19 protein-coding genes and 1 riboswitch are annotated in these 17,513 nt (G+C 39.2%); of the genes, 12 read left to right on the top strand and 7 right to left on the bottom strand.

Translation table 11 applies throughout. The annotated features are described in order from the left end of the window. The first annotated feature begins 48 nt into the window (after positions 1–48). Together KO561_RS13320 and KO561_RS13315 are read left to right on the top strand one after the other, a co-directional pair. Positions 49–1,521 (top strand): o-succinylbenzoate--CoA ligase, encoded by a 1,473-nt coding sequence (locus tag KO561_RS13320; protein ID WP_231093767.1) that lies wholly within the window; start codon positions 49–51, stop codon positions 1,519–1,521. A 10-nt stretch (positions 1,522–1,531) separates the two neighbouring features. Then, positions 1,532–2,086, top strand: a complete 555-nt coding sequence (locus KO561_RS13315; RefSeq protein ID WP_231093766.1) for a GNAT family N-acetyltransferase — start codon at positions 1,532–1,534, stop codon at positions 2,084–2,086. Positions 2,087–2,393: 307 nt separating this feature from the next. Here KO561_RS13315 and KO561_RS13310 read toward each other — a convergent pair whose 3' ends face one another. Genes KO561_RS13310 through KO561_RS13300 form a run of 3 tightly spaced genes read right to left on the bottom strand, consistent with a single transcriptional unit; the run spans position 2,394 to position 4,780 of the window. Beyond that, entirely contained in the window at positions 2,394–2,966 is a 573-nt protein-coding gene (locus KO561_RS13310; RefSeq protein ID WP_231093765.1) for a DUF2711 family protein, read from the bottom strand. Between the two features lie 44 nt (positions 2,967–3,010). After that, positions 3,011–3,475: a DUF1648 domain-containing protein gene (locus KO561_RS13305; protein ID WP_231093764.1), complete on the bottom strand. Its 465-nt coding sequence runs from the start codon at positions 3,473–3,475 to the stop codon at positions 3,011–3,013. 51 nt (positions 3,476–3,526) lie between these two features. Then, positions 3,527–4,780, bottom strand: a complete 1,254-nt coding sequence (locus KO561_RS13300) for a DNA polymerase IV (RefSeq protein WP_231093763.1) — start codon at positions 4,778–4,780, stop codon at positions 3,527–3,529. Between the two features lie 238 nt (positions 4,781–5,018). Here KO561_RS13300 and KO561_RS13295 point away from each other — a divergent pair, with 238 nt between their 5' ends. Then, a complete protein-coding gene (locus KO561_RS13295; protein WP_231093762.1) occupies positions 5,019–5,864 on the top strand; it encodes an ABC transporter ATP-binding protein in 846 nt (281 codons plus the stop codon). A gap of 135 nt (positions 5,865–5,999) precedes the next feature. On the opposite strand, the gene KO561_RS13290 is transcribed toward KO561_RS13295, so the two are convergent. Beyond that, on the bottom strand, positions 6,000–6,245 hold the full coding sequence (locus tag KO561_RS13290; RefSeq protein WP_231093761.1) for a DUF6154 family protein: 246 nt from the start codon (positions 6,243–6,245) through the stop codon (positions 6,000–6,002). Positions 6,246–6,357: 112 nt separating this feature from the next. Between KO561_RS13290 and KO561_RS13285 the strand changes: the two genes are divergently transcribed. The 6 genes from KO561_RS13285 to asnB all read left to right on the top strand — a co-directional run bounded on the left by KO561_RS13285 (position 6,358) and on the right by asnB (position 12,417). Then, on the top strand, positions 6,358–6,669 hold the full coding sequence (locus KO561_RS13285) for a hydrolase (RefSeq protein ID WP_231093760.1): 312 nt from the start codon (positions 6,358–6,360) through the stop codon (positions 6,667–6,669). A gap of 302 nt (positions 6,670–6,971) precedes the next feature. Further along, the gene (locus KO561_RS13280; RefSeq protein ID WP_231093759.1) at positions 6,972–7,538 is read left to right on the top strand and encodes a hypothetical protein; all 567 of its coding nucleotides are present in this window, start codon (positions 6,972–6,974) and stop codon (positions 7,536–7,538) included. A 27-nt stretch (positions 7,539–7,565) separates the two neighbouring features. Then, positions 7,566–8,042: an RNA deprotection pyrophosphohydrolase gene (gene ytkD / locus KO561_RS13275; protein ID WP_231093758.1), complete on the top strand. Its 477-nt coding sequence runs from the start codon at positions 7,566–7,568 to the stop codon at positions 8,040–8,042. A 189-nt stretch (positions 8,043–8,231) separates the two neighbouring features. Next, positions 8,232–8,615 carry a thiol-disulfide oxidoreductase DCC family protein gene (locus KO561_RS13270; protein WP_231093757.1) on the top strand — a complete coding sequence of 128 codons (384 nt, stop codon included), beginning with the start codon at positions 8,232–8,234 and terminating at the stop codon, positions 8,613–8,615. A 74-nt stretch (positions 8,616–8,689) separates the two neighbouring features. Next, positions 8,690–8,797: riboswitch (SAM riboswitch) on the top strand. 230 nt (positions 8,798–9,027) lie between these two features. Beyond that, entirely contained in the window at positions 9,028–10,224 is a 1,197-nt protein-coding gene (metK, locus tag KO561_RS13265; RefSeq protein ID WP_231093756.1) for a methionine adenosyltransferase, read from the top strand. Between the two features lie 288 nt (positions 10,225–10,512). Beyond that, on the top strand, positions 10,513–12,417 hold the full coding sequence (gene asnB / locus KO561_RS13260; RefSeq protein ID WP_231093755.1) for an asparagine synthase (glutamine-hydrolyzing): 1,905 nt from the start codon (positions 10,513–10,515) through the stop codon (positions 12,415–12,417). Here the strand turns inward: asnB and KO561_RS13255 are convergent. Both KO561_RS13255 and KO561_RS13250 read right to left on the bottom strand, forming a co-directional pair. Beyond that, on the bottom strand, positions 12,407–13,297 hold the full coding sequence (locus KO561_RS13255) for a C39 family peptidase (protein ID WP_231093754.1): 891 nt from the start codon (positions 13,295–13,297) through the stop codon (positions 12,407–12,409). The two genes, asnB and KO561_RS13255, sit on opposite strands and share 11 nt — an antisense overlap. A 98-nt stretch (positions 13,298–13,395) precedes the next feature. Then, entirely contained in the window at positions 13,396–13,908 is a 513-nt protein-coding gene (locus KO561_RS13250; protein WP_231093753.1) for a gamma carbonic anhydrase, read from the bottom strand. A gap of 97 nt (positions 13,909–14,005) precedes the next feature. Here KO561_RS13250 and KO561_RS13245 point away from each other — a divergent pair, with 97 nt between their 5' ends. Further along, positions 14,006–15,079, top strand: a complete 1,074-nt coding sequence (locus KO561_RS13245; protein ID WP_331000789.1) for a tetraprenyl-beta-curcumene synthase family protein — start codon at positions 14,006–14,008, stop codon at positions 15,077–15,079. A gap of 357 nt (positions 15,080–15,436) precedes the next feature. On the opposite strand, the gene KO561_RS13240 is transcribed toward KO561_RS13245, so the two are convergent. After that, complete coding sequence (locus KO561_RS13240) at positions 15,437–16,000, bottom strand: tRNA 5-(aminomethyl)-2-thiouridylate-methyltransferase MnmM (RefSeq protein ID WP_231093752.1); 564 nt, start codon at positions 15,998–16,000, stop codon at positions 15,437–15,439. Between the two features lie 114 nt (positions 16,001–16,114). Between KO561_RS13240 and KO561_RS13235 the strand changes: the two genes are divergently transcribed. Together KO561_RS13235 and KO561_RS13230 are read left to right on the top strand one after the other, a co-directional pair. Beyond that, on the top strand, positions 16,115–16,405 hold the full coding sequence (locus tag KO561_RS13235; RefSeq protein ID WP_231093751.1) for a DUF2524 family protein: 291 nt from the start codon (positions 16,115–16,117) through the stop codon (positions 16,403–16,405). A gap of 138 nt (positions 16,406–16,543) precedes the next feature. Next, complete coding sequence (locus tag KO561_RS13230; RefSeq protein WP_231093750.1) at positions 16,544–17,506, top strand: BMP family lipoprotein; 963 nt, start codon at positions 16,544–16,546, stop codon at positions 17,504–17,506. Positions 17,507–17,513 lie beyond the last annotated feature (7 nt).

Raw genomic sequence — 17,513 nt, 5'->3', positions numbered from 1 at the left:
AAGGTTTTTATTTTAGCTTACATAAATAGGGAAAGGAATTTGAAAGTTATGTCTTTATACATACCACATTGGTTAGATAAACAAGCTGAACTTACCCCAAATGAAATAGCTATCGAACAGCCTACTGGAGAAACGATTACGTTCCGGAAGCTGCAATCAAGCAGTCAAGCATATGCTCGCAAGCTAGCATCTTTAGGCATTCAAGCGGGTGATCATTTGGCTATTCTTTCTGGTAATAAACCGGAGATGGTCATGGCAGTACATGCAATCTCTTATCTAGGCGCAGTAGCTGTTTTACTAAATACTAGATTAACCGCTTCTGAAATAGCTTTTCAGTTGGAAGATGCAGAGGTTGTTGGTTTGCTTTGTGATGATGACACAGAATCGTTAGCGATCGATGCCAGTGAAGGTCGTTCCTTTACACCTGTAACTTTTTCTAAACTAGAAAGAACGACGCAAAGGGCGGTCGATTTAAAAGAAGAAATCAACCTTACCGATGTATTTACGATTATGTACACGTCTGGTACGACAGGTTTTCCAAAAGGGGTTATACACACGTATGAAAATCATTGGTGGAGTGCGTCAGCCTCTTCTTTAAATCTCGGGTTACATAAATCGGATAAATGGCTAGCTTCCTTACCGTTATTTCATGTAGGTGGCTTTTCGATTGCGCTAAAGAGTGTCATTTATGGTATGCCGATGTATCTTTTACCGAGATTTGATGTTCATGTCGCCCATGACGCAATTATGCACCAAGGGGTTACGATTATTTCAGTTGTAACCGTTATGGTAGATCAATTGCTAGCAAAGCTAGAGTTAGATGGAAATATAACCTATCCGGATACGTTTCGATGTATGCTACTTGGCGGTGGTCCTGCACCGAAATCGCTGTTGGAAAAAGCAAAGGATTTATCGGTTCCCATCTTTCAAACGTACGGATTAACGGAAACCTCGTCTCAGATTGCAACCTTGAGTCCGAAAGATGCATTGGAGAAGTTAGGTTCAGCTGGCAAAGCACTCATGCCTGCACAATTAAAAATTGTTCAGAATGGTACAGAAGCAAGCCCGGGAGAAGCTGGTGAAATATTCGTAAAAGGCCCAATGGTTTCTAGTGGATATTATAAGCGGGAGCCGAAAAATGACGCCTGGTTAGCAACTGGTGATGTTGGGTATGAGGATGAAGAAGGTTTTCTTTATGTGCTAGACCGTCGTAAAGATTTAATTGTATCTGGTGGAGAAAATATTTATCCGGCAGAAATTGAAGGGGTCTTACTTAGTATGGAAGGAGTAATAGAAGCAGGTGTAATAGGAAAATCCGATCCGAAGTGGGGGCAGGTTCCCGTTGCCTTTGTCGTAACGGAAAACCACGTAACAGAAGGAGCCTTGAAAGAGTATTGCTTATCTCGACTAGCAAAATACAAAGTGCCAACTGTCTTTTATTTTGTAGATGCTCTCCCACGAAATGCTTCTAACAAATTATTGCGTTATAAGCTCCAAGAGCAATTATACGAACAGAACTAGGGGGATTGCATTGTTTTTTCAAGAGGGAGAATTAGTTATTCGTTCAATAGAAGAGAAAGATTTATCGGAATTATGGGAGCTTATCTATAAAGAAGAATATCCCGAGTGGAAGAAATGGGATGCTCCGTATTTTAAGCATGAACCGTTGTCTTATGATAATTTTCTTGCTTTTAAGGATCAATATGTAGGTTTGGATAGTCGTTTTGCCCTTCAAGTTGGCGAGCAAATTATCGGAACGTGTGGCTATTATTGGGAGCATGAGCCGTCTCGATGGCTGGAGATGGGGATTGTCATTTATCGTCCGGAATTTTGGAGTGGGGGATACGGTACAAAAGCGTTCCGCTTTTTAATTGGTCACCTTTTTGAGACGCTTCCAATTGCTCGAGTTGGTTTCACCACTTGGTCTGGAAACCACAGAATGATGAAGGTAGGAGAAAAGCTTGGCATGACGCTAGAAGCGCGATTGCGAAAATGTCGATACTATAATGGCGTCTATTATGACTCGATTCGTTATGGGTTGTTGCGCGAGGAATGGGAACAAAGGGAAGTAAAGGAGTTTATTTAGGAGTATATAAAACTGGCTCGGATACTATTTGCCGAGCCTTCTTTTTTCCTATTCATTTACTGAGATAATAATTGTGCCCTTCCCAGACAATAGGAGTTTTTTCTTCCACAATAATTCCTTCCAATTGAGTGTTTTTCCATACATTTTTCATTTTGCCTCTTGTGAAAAAGACAGCTGAAACTTCATCAAAATAACAAGTGAAGATAAAATCTTCTTCTTTATACGTTAGGAAAGTATAAAAATTTCGCAAGGAGAAATTCCGACGTAGTAAAATTTTTAAGGTTTAAAGTATAAGTGCAACTAGGGCTTAGCCTAAGCCTTTACAGGCTTGGCTTTGCCAGTTTTCTTTATCAGCAATTGTAATTGGTCCAGAACATAAATGAAGTTTTTCTTTTAAGGTTATGTCCTTGATTTCGTATGTACCTTTTTCATTATAAAGTGTGGTGTACTTCATCATCTTTGCGCCATTAGATGCAAGGACTTTTAGAATATCGTCCATTATGAACAACGACATTTGACCTTCTAAAGGATAGTAGATGTTGTCTCCTAAGCTATTATTTAATATTTGGGCTAAATCTGCTCTTTGGTATATCGACCTAACAACCTCGACGCCCATTAATCCCGCTGTTACAGCTTTTGACATGTCAGCAATATTTTTAATTCCGCTTTCTCGTCTAATCGTTTCCCAAGACAAGGGTTTTCCGTATTTAAAAAATTCTTCTCTCGTAGGATAGTAGTATATTTTTCTCCTCTGAGACCATTCATTTGGCATTTGAACAAAGGGATAGAAAATAATGGCTGCATCATTGTAACCACGTGGTAATTGTTCTAATATAGGGTCATTCTCAGGATCTTCTTTTAACGGATAGAAAAATTTCACTTAGTTTCCTCCTTTCTCGTATCGTATTTAAACGAAATATACCTTTAAATTCGCAAAGAGCGAATGATAAAAAAGAAACAAGTCGCAGTTATTACAACCATACTAAGGATTAACGTACTATAAAACCCGTTAAATCCTAAACCAACTGAAGTTCGAATGGTAAATACACTGAATGTCAATAACATAATCATTGTTTCGTTTTTTAAAACTTTTAACATGATGAGGACGTTTTGTTGTTGTTTTTCTCTGTTTTCTTCCGTGATTTCGACTATATAGCTAAATGAGTTAGGAAAACGTTCCATGATTGTTGATCCAATCCAAAGCACGGCACTAAAAATTGGTAAAAACCAAAGGATGTATTTACTTCCCCAATCATCTACTTCTCCAGCAGAGCTAAAATGGATTGGGATAGTATTTGGAATCGTGCTCCAGTTTAATATTAAATATGTGATAATTGCTATGAAAAAGCAAAATGAAATCATATTTAATAAGTTAAGAAAGAAACGCATTTTTTCTCCCTCCCGTCACTAAATAGCTACGACTTGGTGACAGGAAAGGTTTCATGCTTTGTGCCCGCCAATTTTTTTGCTTCGATCCAAAGTGATTCCAGCTTCGGTATAGCTTGTAGCACGGAGAAGTGCAGTTGACCCGTACCGATCTCGGATTTGATCCATCACATATCCAATATCCTTTTTCTTTGTTCGGTTCTCGAATAAATCTAATTGTGTTTCTTCATCTGCGTACAGGTTATCTAGCGTAACGAAGACGCGTCTTACTTTACTTGCACCGTCATAAAAGGTTTCGAAAAGCTCGACACATACGTTGTACACATCCATCGTAATATTCGTAGGAAGGTCAACCGAACGAGAGCGATGAAATCCACCGCCGACCTCTTGGCAGTAGCCGATGCCTAAATGGACTGTTCTTCCGGCTTTTTTAGCGGTACGAGCACGCCGGCATACTTCTTCACATAAATCTAATATACAAGCATATACTTCATCTTTTCGGTAATCGCGGAGGAGGGTAATGCCGTGACCAAATCCCTTTTGTTCTTGTTTTTGAAAATCTCCAATAACCGGGCTTAAATCAACGCCCCAAGCATGCCAATACAACTGCTCTCCCATAACACCAAAGCGTTTCTTCAACCGTTCTAGTGGGTATTGGGCGAGCTGACCTAATGTGACGATTCCCATCCGATTAAGATTATGTTTCATGCGAGAGCCTATGCCCCATATATCTTCAATGGGAGTAGGCCAAAGCATGGCTTCGACATCTTCATAACGACATTCCGCAATACCGGTTTTCTTTGCATAAAGGTCCATGGCAACCTTTGCTAAAAATTTGTTATCTCCAATTCCAATAGAACAGGTTAAGCCCATAGTGTCTTTTATTTCTGTTTGAATTAACTTCGCCACTTCATGGGGAGCACCGTAGATTTTAGTTAAACCATTTACAGTGACCCAAACCTCATCAACTGAATATTGATGAATCGCTTCTTTCGGAACGAATCGATTGACGAGCTTTGTTATTTCTAAAGAGACCTTAATATAGTCGCCCATTTTGGCTTCTACAACATGAATGTTCGGGTCATCGGGTAAATCAAAAAAACGACTAACATTTTTTACGCCATGTCGTCGCTTTAACTCAGGGGAAGCGGCCAATATAATACTTCCAGATCGGGTTTTATCTCCAACAACAGCAAGCATATCTGTCATCGGATCTAAACCTTGCTTCATACACTCTACACTTGCATAAAAAGACCGCATGTCCATGCAGAGAACATCATTTCGAGGTAAATGACTGAAATCATGCATCAAAACCCAACCTTTCAAGAACGTGTGTTCGTATTAATAGTATAGTCAAAAAGCGAATGATTTAATACAGGTAAATTTATGAAGTTGAGGAATACAAAAAATAATTGATAAAGATTATCAAAATCATTGACGGGAAGGAATAAACCCAATAGACTAGAAGTATATTTACTAATGGAGAAAGATTCTCAATTGGAGAATTTTGGCGTGAAACGAAACGCTCACTAAGGGAGAGATTCCGATGGAGACTTTAACAGCTAAGGACTTAACGTTAAGCTACGGAGAAGACGTTATCATTGATGATTTGAATATAACAATACCAAAAGGCGAAATTACAGTGTTAATTGGTGGGAATGGCTGTGGAAAATCCACACTACTGAGATCAATGGCTAGATTGTTAAAGCCAAAAGAAGGTAGTGTTGTATTAGAAGGTGCAGACATTGCTAAGATGCCAACGAAAGAGGTAGCAAAAAAATTAGCTATTTTACCTCAAGGACCTGTCAGCCCAGAAGGATTATCCGTTTATGATCTTGTAAAGCAAGGCAGGCATCCACATAAAGGCATGTTTAAAAAATGGTCACAAGAAGACGAGAACGCGGTTATGAAGGCACTTTCTTCGACGAACATGACAGACTTAAAGGATCGTGCGGTCGATTCTTTATCTGGTGGTCAGCGTCAAAGAGCCTGGATTGCGATGACACTGGCTCAAGAAACCGATACAATTTTATTGGATGAACCAACAACGTATTTAGATATGACGCACCAAATTGAAATATTAGACTTACTATTTGAACTAAATGAACAGGATGGACGGACAGTTGTAATGGTTCTCCACGATTTAAATTTAGCTTGTCGCTATGCACACCATATTGTAGCAATTAAGGATAAAAAGGTGTATGCACAAGGAAGACCTGAAGCTGTTATTAATTGCGAACTTGTTCATGATGTGTTTCAAATGAAATGTGATGTAACGTATGATCCAATGTTTGGAACACCAATGTGTATCCCGCATGGTAGAGGGCGTTGCCTCATCAAAAGTGCAGTCGAAGAAGCGAAACGAAATAGCCAGAGTGTTGTATTAAATTAAAGATTTAAATCCTCATTGGACAACAATGGGGATTTTTTTATGGCTTTTTTGGATAAAGGAAGCAAACCCAAGGCTCAACCTGCACCTGAAGGCTGCTGTTTTCCTTAAGTGAGGAACGTGGAAAGGGCTTCCATTTTACTGGATGTTTGTCCAATAGGAAGCGGCTAGTTCTTGATCATCTTCATGAAGCTCATGCTCTAATTTATTTCGTAAAAATTGAGTGAGTAGCTCATTCAATTCTGTTTTATCACATTCTTTTAAGACTTGAAGTAAGTCTGTTTCGTCCATTTGTTCTAAAACGGAGTAGATGAATACGTCTAAAGATTCTTTATCATTGAAGTGTTGAAAGTAACGCTCTAGAATGTCATTTGCAAATCGCATCTTTTCACCCTTTCCTTTGATTGTGTTACGTATCTTACCTTATGCAAAAAGTTTAAAAAGTTGAACATAAAAGATAACTAATTGCGAAAATTAAAGGGTAGGAGGGTGAAAGATGGAAAGAAAAAAATATTATGTAAACATAGGCACCCAGGAAATATCCCAAGTTCAAGTCGGTGACAACGATGAATTCATTATTTCAGCTACAGATGAAGAAGTGTACCAATTAAGGGAAATGATGAACCAAATGTACAATGCTGACATTCATGCCTTTTGGAGAGCCCATACACCTATTGTTCCATATCATAATGATAAACCGAACGATGACTTTGATGATGGCATATTAAACGCTTTTCAAATGATTCATGATTTAGGGGATGACACGACCCGAAAACATATTGAAAAAATGGGAGTTTTGGATTTATAAAAGAAGCGAAGGACCTTGTAGAGTTTTTACAAGGTCTTTTTAACATTGAAATCTAGAAATAAAAAGTAGTTCTACTGCCCTTTTCTCCTAAAAAATAAAAAGACCTGATCTTTACATAAAGCTCATCGCAGTGGTTTGATTTCAACATGTCTTCACGTGAACTTAGCAGAAGACAGTCGATTCAACACTACATTTGCCAAACATGAAACTTTTTAGCATGGTGAAACGTTTAATATATGAGTAGAAAAATGTTTGAAGCGAAAAAAAGGAAGGTATTATCTAAGTAAGAGGAGGCTAAGGTGATGAAGGAACCACTTAAACATATGGGAATGATCTTGCTCGCGTTACTTATTCCGTTCTTTATCATAGTGAATGTCGATGGGAAATACTCTGTATCTGCAGATCAAGAATCCACTATAAAACATTCTGCCTCTAAGACAGGACTTAGTCCCCTTACTTGGAGCAACCAAAAAGATAATGCTGATTCCGTGTCGTGGAATGAGAAAGAATTAGAACGAATTACCGATGTCTTTATGGACAAGCTTGTACAAGAAGTAGATGAGCATAATAAAGCAGTAAATGTGCAGACGAAGAAAGAATTGATTGCAGAATTTTCTTCCATTGCGACAGAAAAAGTAGCGAAAAAATATGTAGATGTCTATTATATAGAAAAAGAAGATGGGTTGTATGTCATTCCAACCGAAACACCACCTTGGTTTGATAAAACGAACACATATAAAGAATCTAAGAAAGAAGACACCGTCATCATCCAACAAACGAATCAAAGTGATTTGTATGGATCCTACCAAGTGGAATTTGAATTTAGATATGATAACGGATGGAAGCTAACAAACACCAAGCATTTTTAAAAGACATGAAAAAGGAAGCTGAGACCGATGAAAGTCTTTAAGGATTATTATAACAACGAGGTGTCCTTGTCCTTTGAGGATCACCCATTTTCAAAGGAACCGAAACATGTGTGGGTTATTTGTCGATACGAAAATAAATGGTTACTAACACATCATAAGGACAGAGGAATCGAGTTTCCAGGTGGAAAAGTGGAAGAAGGCGAAACCGCTCAAGCCGCTGCCATTAGAGAGGTAAGGGAAGAAACCGGTGGTCACTGTGGGACGATAGATTATATTGGACAATATTATGTGAGTGGGAAAGCTGGAAACATTGTCAAAAATGTCTATTATTCAAAGGTGGATTATTTAGAAAAGCAGCCGAACTACTTTGAAACGAATGGACCCGTTCTATTAGACGAATTACCAAAGCACTTAGAAACAGATTCTACCTTTAGCTTTATGATGAAGGACGAAGTGTTGCCAACTAGTTTGACAATCATTGAGCAACTACCACATTTTAAATAAAGAAAAGACACGACTACATTATCGTGTCTTTTCTTTATAGGAGATGAGGATTTGAAAACAATTTATAGTACACGCTATAACTTGTTTATTTGATTAATAGTATATCACATATTGTCGAATATGCACACAAATATGGAAAGACTAATACGAAAGAAATTGTTTTGTGTTACGATGAAAGGGGGGAGTGTTATGGGAAAAACCGCCGTTTTATATGATCGAGATTGTTATTTATGTAATCAAACGAAGCGAATCGTAAACAAACTGGATTGGTTTAGACGATTCCAATGGATATCCTTTCAAGCCTATCAACAAGAACATACCCTATCGGAGGAAGAAAAGCGTAAGCTTGCTGGAGAACTACACATTTTGACGGATAAAGGGGAGACGTACTCCGGATACTTTGCAATCCGCTATATGCTGCTTCAATGCCCATTAACTTTTTTGCTTGGAGCATGTATGAGCATTCCTGGAGCAAAGTATGTCGGAATCCCAGTGTACCGTTGGATTGCTCGAAATCGATACCGTCTTTTCAAAAGTAAATGTGAAAATGGGGTATGTAAAATTCCTAGTTAATAGGTCAGGATAGTCAAGATACTTTCATTGACAAGATACGAGCGTTTCGTTACGATAAAGTGCGAACGGATACTCTCTTATCCAGAGTTGGTGGAGGGACAGGCCCGAAGAAACCCAGCAACCGTCTCATAATGGGACATGGTGCTAACCTGTTGCAAGGACTACTCCTTGAGCGATAAGAAGAGTGAAGGGTCATTTCCTTTCCTCTTACATATGATGGAAAGGGTTTTTCTTTTTTCCGGACATTTATGAAAGGCAAATCTTTCTAATCCGGCGAAACCATGTCCATACTCATAATTAGAACGAAATAGTAAATCTTAAAATATATCGCAAAGTATTCGTTTGTTTTTTAAAACTGGAAAAAGAGAGAAATACCGTATTATTTGTATTAAATAAAGGAGGATTTAGCAGAATGGCTGCAAATCGTCGATTATTCACATCAGAATCTGTAACGGAAGGACATCCGGACAAAATAAGTGATCAGATATCTGATGCCATTTTGGATGAAATTTTAAAAAGTGATCCTAATGCAAGGGTTGCCTGTGAAACTACGGTAACGACAGGGCTTGTTCTTGTAGCAGGGGAAATCTCGACGTCTACGTATGTAGACATTCCGAGCATCGTTCGTAAAACAATCAAAGAAATTGGATACACAAGAGCAAAATTCGGTTTTGATGCAGAAACATGTGCTGTTTTAACCGCTATTGATGAACAATCACCAGATATCGCTGGTGGCGTCAATCAGGCTTTAGAAGCTCGTGAAGGTAAAATGACGGATGATGAGATAGAAGCGATTGGGGCTGGGGACCAAGGGTTAATGTTTGGCTACGCTAACAATGAAACACCAGAACTCATGCCATTACCTATTTCGTTAGCACATAAGATTTCCAAACGTTTATCGGATGTTCGCAAAGACCATACGTTAGATTACTTGCGCCCAGATGGAAAAACGCAGGTGACGATTGAGTATGATGAAAAAGATAAACCAGTTCGTGTTGATACGATTGTCGTTTCCACACAACATGCTCCAGAAGTTGAATTAAAACAAATTCAAGAAGATATTAAACAACATGTAATCAACCCAATCGTTCCAAAAGAGCTTTTGGATGAAAATACGAAATATTTTATTAACCCAACAGGTCGTTTTGTAATTGGAGGTCCTCAAGGGGATGCCGGCTTAACGGGTCGTAAAATTATTGTAGACACATATGGTGGATACGCGCGTCACGGTGGTGGAGCGTTTAGTGGAAAAGATGCAACGAAGGTGGATCGCTCTGCTGCGTATGCGGCGCGATATGTAGCGAAAAATATTGTGGCTGCAGGATTAGCAGATTCCTGTGAGGTCCAACTTGCATATGCAATTGGTGTTGCGGAGCCTGTGTCGATTTCAATCAATACGTTTGGAACTGGGCAAGCAACGGAAGAACAACTTGTAAAAGCGGTTCGAAGCCTTTTCGACTTAAGACCTGCTGGTATTATCAAAATGCTCGACCTTCGTCGACCAATCTATAAAGATACGGCAGCATATGGACATTTTGGGCGAACCGATAAGGATTTTCCATGGGAGAAAACAGATAAGGTTGATTCATTAAAGGAATTAGTAAAATAGATAATGAGGGGGCTAAGTCATCACTTGGCTCCTTCTTTATTTTTAAAGGGAAACAAAGTAAGACCACGTCCAGCTCCAGCGCCCAGCAACTAGCGAGACTTCCCTCACCTCTGTACGATAAGTCAACAAACGATTCGCTTTGCTCATCGTGTTTCCTTTATCTCCGGCGGTTCAGTCCAGTCCGTACGTTGCTAAACGGGCGCTTGTGCTTTTGTCAACAGCCTATCGTATTCCCATTTTGTTTATGATATACTCATTAAGATGTGAAAGAGAAAGTGAGGCAAAACTATGTGCGGTCTAATCGGGATGATTCGAAATGAATCTCAAGCACCCAACCAAGAAGAACAATCTAGCTTTCGAGAAAAAAATAATGTCATTACACATAGAGGACCCGATGATGAAGGATATTTTCATGATGAATATGTATCCTTTGGATTCCGTCGATTAAGTATTATAGACATAGAAAGTGGACAACAACCATTCCGTTATGAAGATGATCGATATCGTATGGTCTTTAACGGTGAAATATATAACTATGTGGAGCTTCGCCAGTCCTTAATGGAAAAAGGGTATAGCTTTGATACAGAATCCGATACAGAAGTTATCATTGCAATGTTCCAAGAGTATCGTACTGAAGCATTTAAACAGCTTCGAGGAATGTTCGCCATTTTAATCTGGGATAAACAAGAGCAAACGTTTTATGGCGTTCGTGATCCGTTTGGTATTAAACCATTGTTTTATAGTGACACGGAAAAAGGAACCTATTTTGCGTCCGAAAAGAAAAGTATCACATTAATGCAAGAAAAGGATCAAGTAGATACCGAAGCACTTCAGCACTATTTAAGCTTCCAGTATGTGCCGGAACCTTTAACGATGACTAAAGGGGTACATAAAGTAGAACCTGGCCATTTCTTTATGAAAAAACCTGGCCAACCTATTGAATTTACTCGTTATTGGCATGCGACGTTCCAGCCGGTTCTAACTGATAAACAGTCCTGGATTAAACGTATTCAGGATGTCCTTTATGATTCCGTCAATGTTCATATGCGTAGTGATGTACCCGTCGGTTCATTCCTATCTGGTGGAATTGATTCCTCTGTTATCGTTGCTATTGCAAGAGAATTCAACCCGAACTTAAAAACGTTCTCCGTTGGATTTGAGAGAGATGGATATTCTGAAGTAGATGTAGCGAAAGAAACGGCAGATAAGCTAAACGTTGAAAATATTTCGTACATGATTACACCACAGGAGTATGTAGAGAAACTGCCGAAAATCATGTGGCATATGGATGACCCATTAGCAGACCCTGCTTGTGTACCGCTTTACTTTGTAGCAAGAGAAGCAGCGAAGCATGTTACCGTTGTCCTTTCTGGGGAAGGTTCGGATGAGCTATTCGGTGGATACAATATTTATCGGGAACCAGAATCTCTGAAAGTGTTCCAGTCAATTCCAGCACCAGCAAAGGGCCTTTTGTCTAGAGTAGCAGCTGTGTTACCAGAAGGGGTTCGTGGAAAAAGCTTCCTAGAGAGAGGAACAACTCCACTTAAGAATCGGTATATTGGAAATGCGAAAATGTTCGAAGAAGAAGAGAAGAAAAGTCTATTAAAGACGTACCAATCGAACATCTCGTATCAAAACATTACTGAAAAACTTTATCAAAATGTTGAGAGCTACCATCCGGTAAATCAAATGCAATACGTCGACATACACACTTGGTTGCGTGGGGATATTTTATTAAAAGCAGATAAAATGACAATGGCACACGCATTAGAGTTACGTGTACCATTCTTAGATAAAGAAGTGTTCCGAGTAGCAAGTGAAATACCCGTTGATTTAAAAATTGCCAACGGTACAACGAAAAGTATTTTAAGAGAAGCTTCTAGAGGGATTGTTCCAGACCATGTCTTAGATCGGAAGAAACTGGGCTTCCCTGTACCGATGAGACACTGGTTAAAAGATGAGCTTCATGATTGGGCGAAAAATCTCATCCGAGAAAGTGAGACCAACCACTTACTGCATAAGTCCGTTATCCTTGATTTATTAGAAGCACATTGTGCGGGAAGAGGAGACTATAGCCGTAAGATATGGACAGTACTGATGTTCATGCTATGGCATCAAATTTATGTGGAAAGAAAATTTGATTTTGAAGAACTACAAGAAGTAGATAAAACAAAAAGCAAGCTTACGGTGTAACAACCGTGATAGCTTGCTTTCCCATTTGCACCCAGGCTTCCTCGAAGCTTTTAATGGGTGCTTTTTTCGTTGTTCCTGAAATAGGATCGTTAAAATAAATCGACTTGTCATCATATCCTGTAACGAGAACGGAGTGTTCCTTCATGGTGACCTTGATTTTTCCATCTGGTGTATTCCAAGTTTGAAAGGCGGAATCCGGTAACTTTTTAAAGGTGGTATTCGTAATCACCCATACAGGGCGCTTTGCGTTTAAGTGCTTGATGATTTCATAAAAGGAACCACCACTAAAATCCTCTACTTGATTCCCTGCATATTCTTTGGCAAGTTTAGCTATCGGACCGTGATAAACCCCATGTCCGGGTTTGGAAAAAGAGTACATATCACCGACAAACCCTTTGGCGGGATTTCCAAAGTGGATTTCAGAACCCTTTACTTGATAAGAAGCAGAACTCTTCTTCACTTTTTTCGCTAACTCCATCTTATCGACTTGGTAATCAAAGTATTGTAAGAGCATGGCGAGACTTGTTACTTCACAGCCTCTTGGAAGCTCTGGGTATTGCTTGATATTAGGAGCTTTCAATGAAATGGAAGGAGCAAGCTGAGCTTGTTCAACTAAAGGATAAACAGGTTCCAGCGCTGGATCAGGCAACGGCATCGTCGAAGCAACCTTTACCTGAGGTTCTTTGGAATCCCACAATTTTGTTATCTTGTCCTTATGTGTAACAGCGTAAAAAGTGGTTAAAGATGCTGTGCAGAGCCAAAAAAGAATAGCATAGGTGAGAAATACATATTTAATAATTGGTTTCGATTGTTTTCGTTTAAATAAGATAAAGAAAAGTAGTGTCATCATAAGACTAAATAATAAAAGGTAATAATTCATGATGGCACCTCCTGGTTCTAGAATAACGCATTTCGACAAAAAAAACAGGAAAAATATTTAACACCGTTAAATTATTTTTCCTGTTGAATAGATCTTTTTTATTTCTGGAGAGATTTGTAATACTTTGCTTTTTCTACGTAAGACTCTTTAATTCTCTCCATTTCTTCCAAATCCTCTTCCGTTAAGTCACGAACGACCTTTGCGGGACTACCAAGAGCGAGTGTGCGAGGTGGAATTTTCTTCCCAGGAGGGATTAAACTACCAGCACCAATGAAAGCTTGTTCACCTACTTCAGCACCATCTAAAACGATTGTCCCCATCCCTACTAGAGCCCCTTTTCGGATAACAGCAGAATGAAGGGTAACTTGGTGACCAATGACAACATCGTCTTCAATGATGACTGGCATGACTGGTGATTGGTGAATCAAACTTAAGTCTTGTACGTTGGAACGTTTTCCAATATGTACTGGTGCCACGTCTCCTCTAATAACGGTTTTAAACCAGATGCTAGCTTCCTCTTCCACCGTAATATCTCCAGTTAAAACAACGTCCTCTGAGACATAGGCTGTTTCATGGAGCTCAGGTTTTTTTCCTTTATATTCGTATATCATTTGAAATCCACCTTCCATTTGTGGTGATATAATGAATAGTACCATAATCTTTATGAATAGGCTAAAGGTGTGGACGCCAAGAAATGGAGGAGCAAAATTGAGCTATTCAGTTCCGAAATCATCCTTTAAACTAATGAAAATGGTTTTTCAAGATATTTTTCCAGTTGTAGACAAAGAGCTTCAATATTGGAACGAACGAGCACAAAAAATCCCTAATAAAGAACTAAGTCATCAAGCACAGGCGAGTATTGCATCGAAACGATTTCACTGTCAAGGTGGGGCTGTTTTCAGTATGCTTGCAGGTCCGAAATGGAAAGAAGCGATTACGTTTATCGTAGCCTATCAAACCATTAGTGATTACTTAGATAATTTGTGTGATCGGAGTACATCATTAGATCCAGATGACTTCACCCTTCTGCATCAATCGATGGCAGATGCCTTATCACCTGCTAATGAAATTCAGAATTATTATGCTTTACGGAAGGAACAAAAGGATGATGGATATCTAAGGGATTTAGTGAAGACATGTCAAAAAAGCTTAGCCGAAATTCCAGGTTTATCTGTGATTCAACCTTACTTGTTGGAATTGGAAACGTTATATGGTGACTTGCAAGTACATAAACACGTCCGAATAGAAGAAAGGGTATCGCGATTAGAGGAGTGGTTTCGCCAAGAAAAGGACAAGCACCCTGGGTTGAGCTGGTATGAATTTTCGGCATGTAGTGGATCCACGTTAGGAATCTTTTGTCTTGTTTCCTATGCCATGGGAGGACAGATAACGGCTTCCCTTGCAAAAGAGGTTTATGAAAGCTATTTTCCGTATATGCAAGGCCTTCATATATTATTGGATTATTATATCGATCAGCAAGAAGATGAACAGGAAGGCGATTTAAATTTTTGTAGTTATTACGAAAGCTTAGAAAATATGGAACAACGCTTTTTACACTTTATAGTAGAAACGAATAAGCACGTCCAGAGTTTGCCGAATAAACGATTTCATGAAATGGTGCACACAGGATTGGTAGGTCTGTATTTAGCTGATCCAAAAGTCAAAAAGCTTGCCAGTGGGAAGCAAATGACGAAGCGATTGCTAAGAGCAAGTGGGCTTCGGTCTTCTTTTTTTCACTATAACGTCAAAATGTATAACCGGTTGAAAATGCGTTCAATGTAAGAAGTAAGGCTGGAAACAATGTTCGTATTAGAATCCGAACTATGGTTCGAAATTCTTTAATAAGAATTTGAATAAGTTCGGATTTTTTCTTTATGCTGCGTCTATGAATTTATCCGATAAATGCGACAATCAACGGTTTGAGGCTCTGGCCGGACACCAGTTCCGCTCAATCAGCTAAAATTATGTAACTTGGTCGACGGAGGAGTAAATAAAGGATCTCATGTCCACAAGAAGCCCCAATTCTGAATAAAAGCAGAAATAGCGCAACTGAGGTCCATTGCCCCTATGTTTTTTTGCGGGGCATCTAGTCCGCTATTTTAGAAAATGGACTGAATTCTGACGAGTCTAAGCCCGACCTCATTTTAGTTTCTCTATCGCAAGGACGAATGGAGGATTATTTTGTTGGTTAATAAACCCATACTGTAATACAGCGAATTGCTTTTGATCGAGAGCGGTCACGAAGCTGAGAACCACCTCTTTTTCTTCTTTTCCACCTGGATGACCTGAGTACACGACGATGACAAGAAGAGCATGAACTCGAAGTCTTTCTAGGATTTTCTCCATTGCTTGAATCGTACTTTCTGGCTTTGTAATCTGCTGTTTATCACTACCAGGAAGATAACCTAAATTAAAAATGGCTCCTCCGAGCAACGTATTACCTGGTAAATGGTGATTGATTTGTGCATGGCTATCTAGGATTAAAGTGGCGTGATCTACTTCATGCTGCTGAAGCAATCTACGTGTTTGGTGAATGGCAGCCTCTTGAATATCAAAAGCAAATACATGTCCCTTTTTTTGTACGAGTTGACTTAAAAACAAGGTGTCGTTTCCTTTTCCGCAAGTCGCATCTACGACGACGTCTCCCTCATGGACAGATTCCTTCAAGAGACGGTGGGCAAATGGAAGGATTTTCATTAGCATGGTGCATTCTCCTTTAAGTTGTTCATTTCTCTATTTTAAATCAACATCCTATCACTTGCACAACATCTTCCACGCATAGGTTCCCCGACAAAGGTCCAAATTAGGAGCGAGGTGATGATTGTGGCAAATAGAGAATCCATTGATCAACTTATTTCAAAAGCCAACCAATGTATAGATCAAGCTGAAAAAGAATTAGACATTACCAACCGAAACGGCTTCCACATAGACGAGTCCTATACGGAGGCACAACGAAACTTAGGCGAAATAGAGCAGGAGATCCAAAACATGATGAATAGTGCTAGCCACGAGCAACGCGATCGACTCCACCGTATTCATCTCCGTGTCAGTCAATATATGAATGACATGATTTTGGATCGTGTGGATACGACACATTTTACGGATTAATGAAGTTAACCTTGTCCAAAACGGGCAAGGTTATTATTTTGTGGGAAAAAGAGGAATATTCTGTCTTCGTTATTTTTATTCATTTTTAAAATTAATATCCGATAAAAGGGGAGAACTCTAAAAAAAGGGGAATGGTATATGTTCAACAAGAGAACGGTTTGCATCCTGATGATTACATTTATACTTGTCTTAACAGGTTGTGCAAATGAACAAGCAGAAAGCAAGATGGATGACAAAGTAAAAATAGGTGTTATGTTGTCAGATGTAGGTCTAGGTGATCAATCCTTTAGTGACTCCGCTTTTCAAGGTCTTATCAAAGCTCGTAACGAACTTAATATAGTGTTCGACTATCGAGAACTAAGTGAAACAGAGACCTATGAAAAGGGATTAGAGGAACTCGTTAAAAATGACAATGATGTGATTATTGGTCTCGGATATATGGTTCAAGAGGATTTAGAAAAAGTAGCAAAGAAATATCCGAAAAAACAATTTGTCATTATAGATTCCGTTTCGGAACTGAAAAATGTAACCTCCATCACGTTCAAATCCGATCAAGGGAGTTATCTTGCGGGAGTAGTAGCTGCGTTAACCTCGAAATCTAACACGATCGGGTTTATAGGTGGAGAAGATGTGCCTCTCATTAACGCTTTTGCAGATGGATTTACAGAAGGTGCTAAATCCATCAATCCTTCGATTAACGTTTTAGTCGAGTACGCTGGTACATACGGCGATGACAAGCTCGGCGGTTCTATAGCTCAAGATATGATTGCTAAAAAGGCAGATGTATTGTTTGCGGCTGCAGGTTTTACAGGTGTAGGTGTACTTAAGCAAGCACAGACACAAGGGATATATGCAATTGGAGTAGATTCTGATCAATATTTTTATGCGGAAAAGGCGGTCATTACTTCTGTTTTAAAGAAAATTGATGTCGCGGTTTTCCAACTGGCCTCGGATCTAGTAAAAGACGGAAAGGTTCCTGATGGTCATATCGAATTCGGAATCCAAGATGAAGGGGTCGGTCTAGCGCCATTACGCGTTGTCCAATATTCGGAGGAACAATTAGAACAAATTGAAAAAGCTAGTCAGCAATTTGCAGACTAACAGCTAG

It is taken from the genome of Radiobacillus kanasensis (assembly GCF_021049245.1).
Taxonomy (GTDB): Bacteria; Bacillota; Bacilli; order Bacillales; family Amphibacillaceae; genus Radiobacillus; species Radiobacillus kanasensis.
This window is presented reverse-complemented; position numbering and strand designations above follow the sequence as displayed.

Excerpts from the sequence above, each read along its gene's own strand:
- KO561_RS13320 (WP_231093767.1), top strand. The coding sequence starts at position 49 with ATGTCTTTATACATACCACATTGGTTAGATAAACAAGCTGAACTTACC.
- KO561_RS13305 (WP_231093764.1), bottom strand. The coding sequence starts at position 3,475 with ATGCGTTTCTTTCTTAACTTATTAAATATGATTTCATTTTGCTTTTTC.
- KO561_RS13300 (WP_231093763.1), bottom strand. The coding sequence starts at position 4,780 with ATGCATGATTTCAGTCATTTACCTCGAAATGATGTTCTCTGCATGGAC.
- KO561_RS13295 (WP_231093762.1), top strand. The coding sequence starts at position 5,019 with ATGGAGACTTTAACAGCTAAGGACTTAACGTTAAGCTACGGAGAAGAC.
- KO561_RS13290 (WP_231093761.1), bottom strand. The coding sequence starts at position 6,245 with ATGCGATTTGCAAATGACATTCTAGAGCGTTACTTTCAACACTTCAAT.
- KO561_RS13285 (WP_231093760.1), top strand. The coding sequence starts at position 6,358 with ATGGAAAGAAAAAAATATTATGTAAACATAGGCACCCAGGAAATATCC.
- KO561_RS13280 (WP_231093759.1), top strand. The coding sequence starts at position 6,972 with ATGAAGGAACCACTTAAACATATGGGAATGATCTTGCTCGCGTTACTT.
- ytkD (WP_231093758.1), top strand. The coding sequence starts at position 7,566 with ATGAAAGTCTTTAAGGATTATTATAACAACGAGGTGTCCTTGTCCTTT.
- KO561_RS13270 (WP_231093757.1), top strand. The coding sequence starts at position 8,232 with ATGGGAAAAACCGCCGTTTTATATGATCGAGATTGTTATTTATGTAAT.
- metK (WP_231093756.1), top strand. The coding sequence starts at position 9,028 with ATGGCTGCAAATCGTCGATTATTCACATCAGAATCTGTAACGGAAGGA.
- asnB (WP_231093755.1), top strand. The coding sequence starts at position 10,513 with ATGTGCGGTCTAATCGGGATGATTCGAAATGAATCTCAAGCACCCAAC.
- KO561_RS13255 (WP_231093754.1), bottom strand. The coding sequence starts at position 13,297 with ATGAATTATTACCTTTTATTATTTAGTCTTATGATGACACTACTTTTC.
- KO561_RS13250 (WP_231093753.1), bottom strand. The coding sequence starts at position 13,908 with ATGATATACGAATATAAAGGAAAAAAACCTGAGCTCCATGAAACAGCC.
- KO561_RS13240 (WP_231093752.1), bottom strand. The coding sequence starts at position 16,000 with ATGCTAATGAAAATCCTTCCATTTGCCCACCGTCTCTTGAAGGAATCT.
- KO561_RS13235 (WP_231093751.1), top strand. The coding sequence starts at position 16,115 with ATGATTGTGGCAAATAGAGAATCCATTGATCAACTTATTTCAAAAGCC.
- KO561_RS13230 (WP_231093750.1), top strand. The coding sequence starts at position 16,544 with ATGTTCAACAAGAGAACGGTTTGCATCCTGATGATTACATTTATACTT.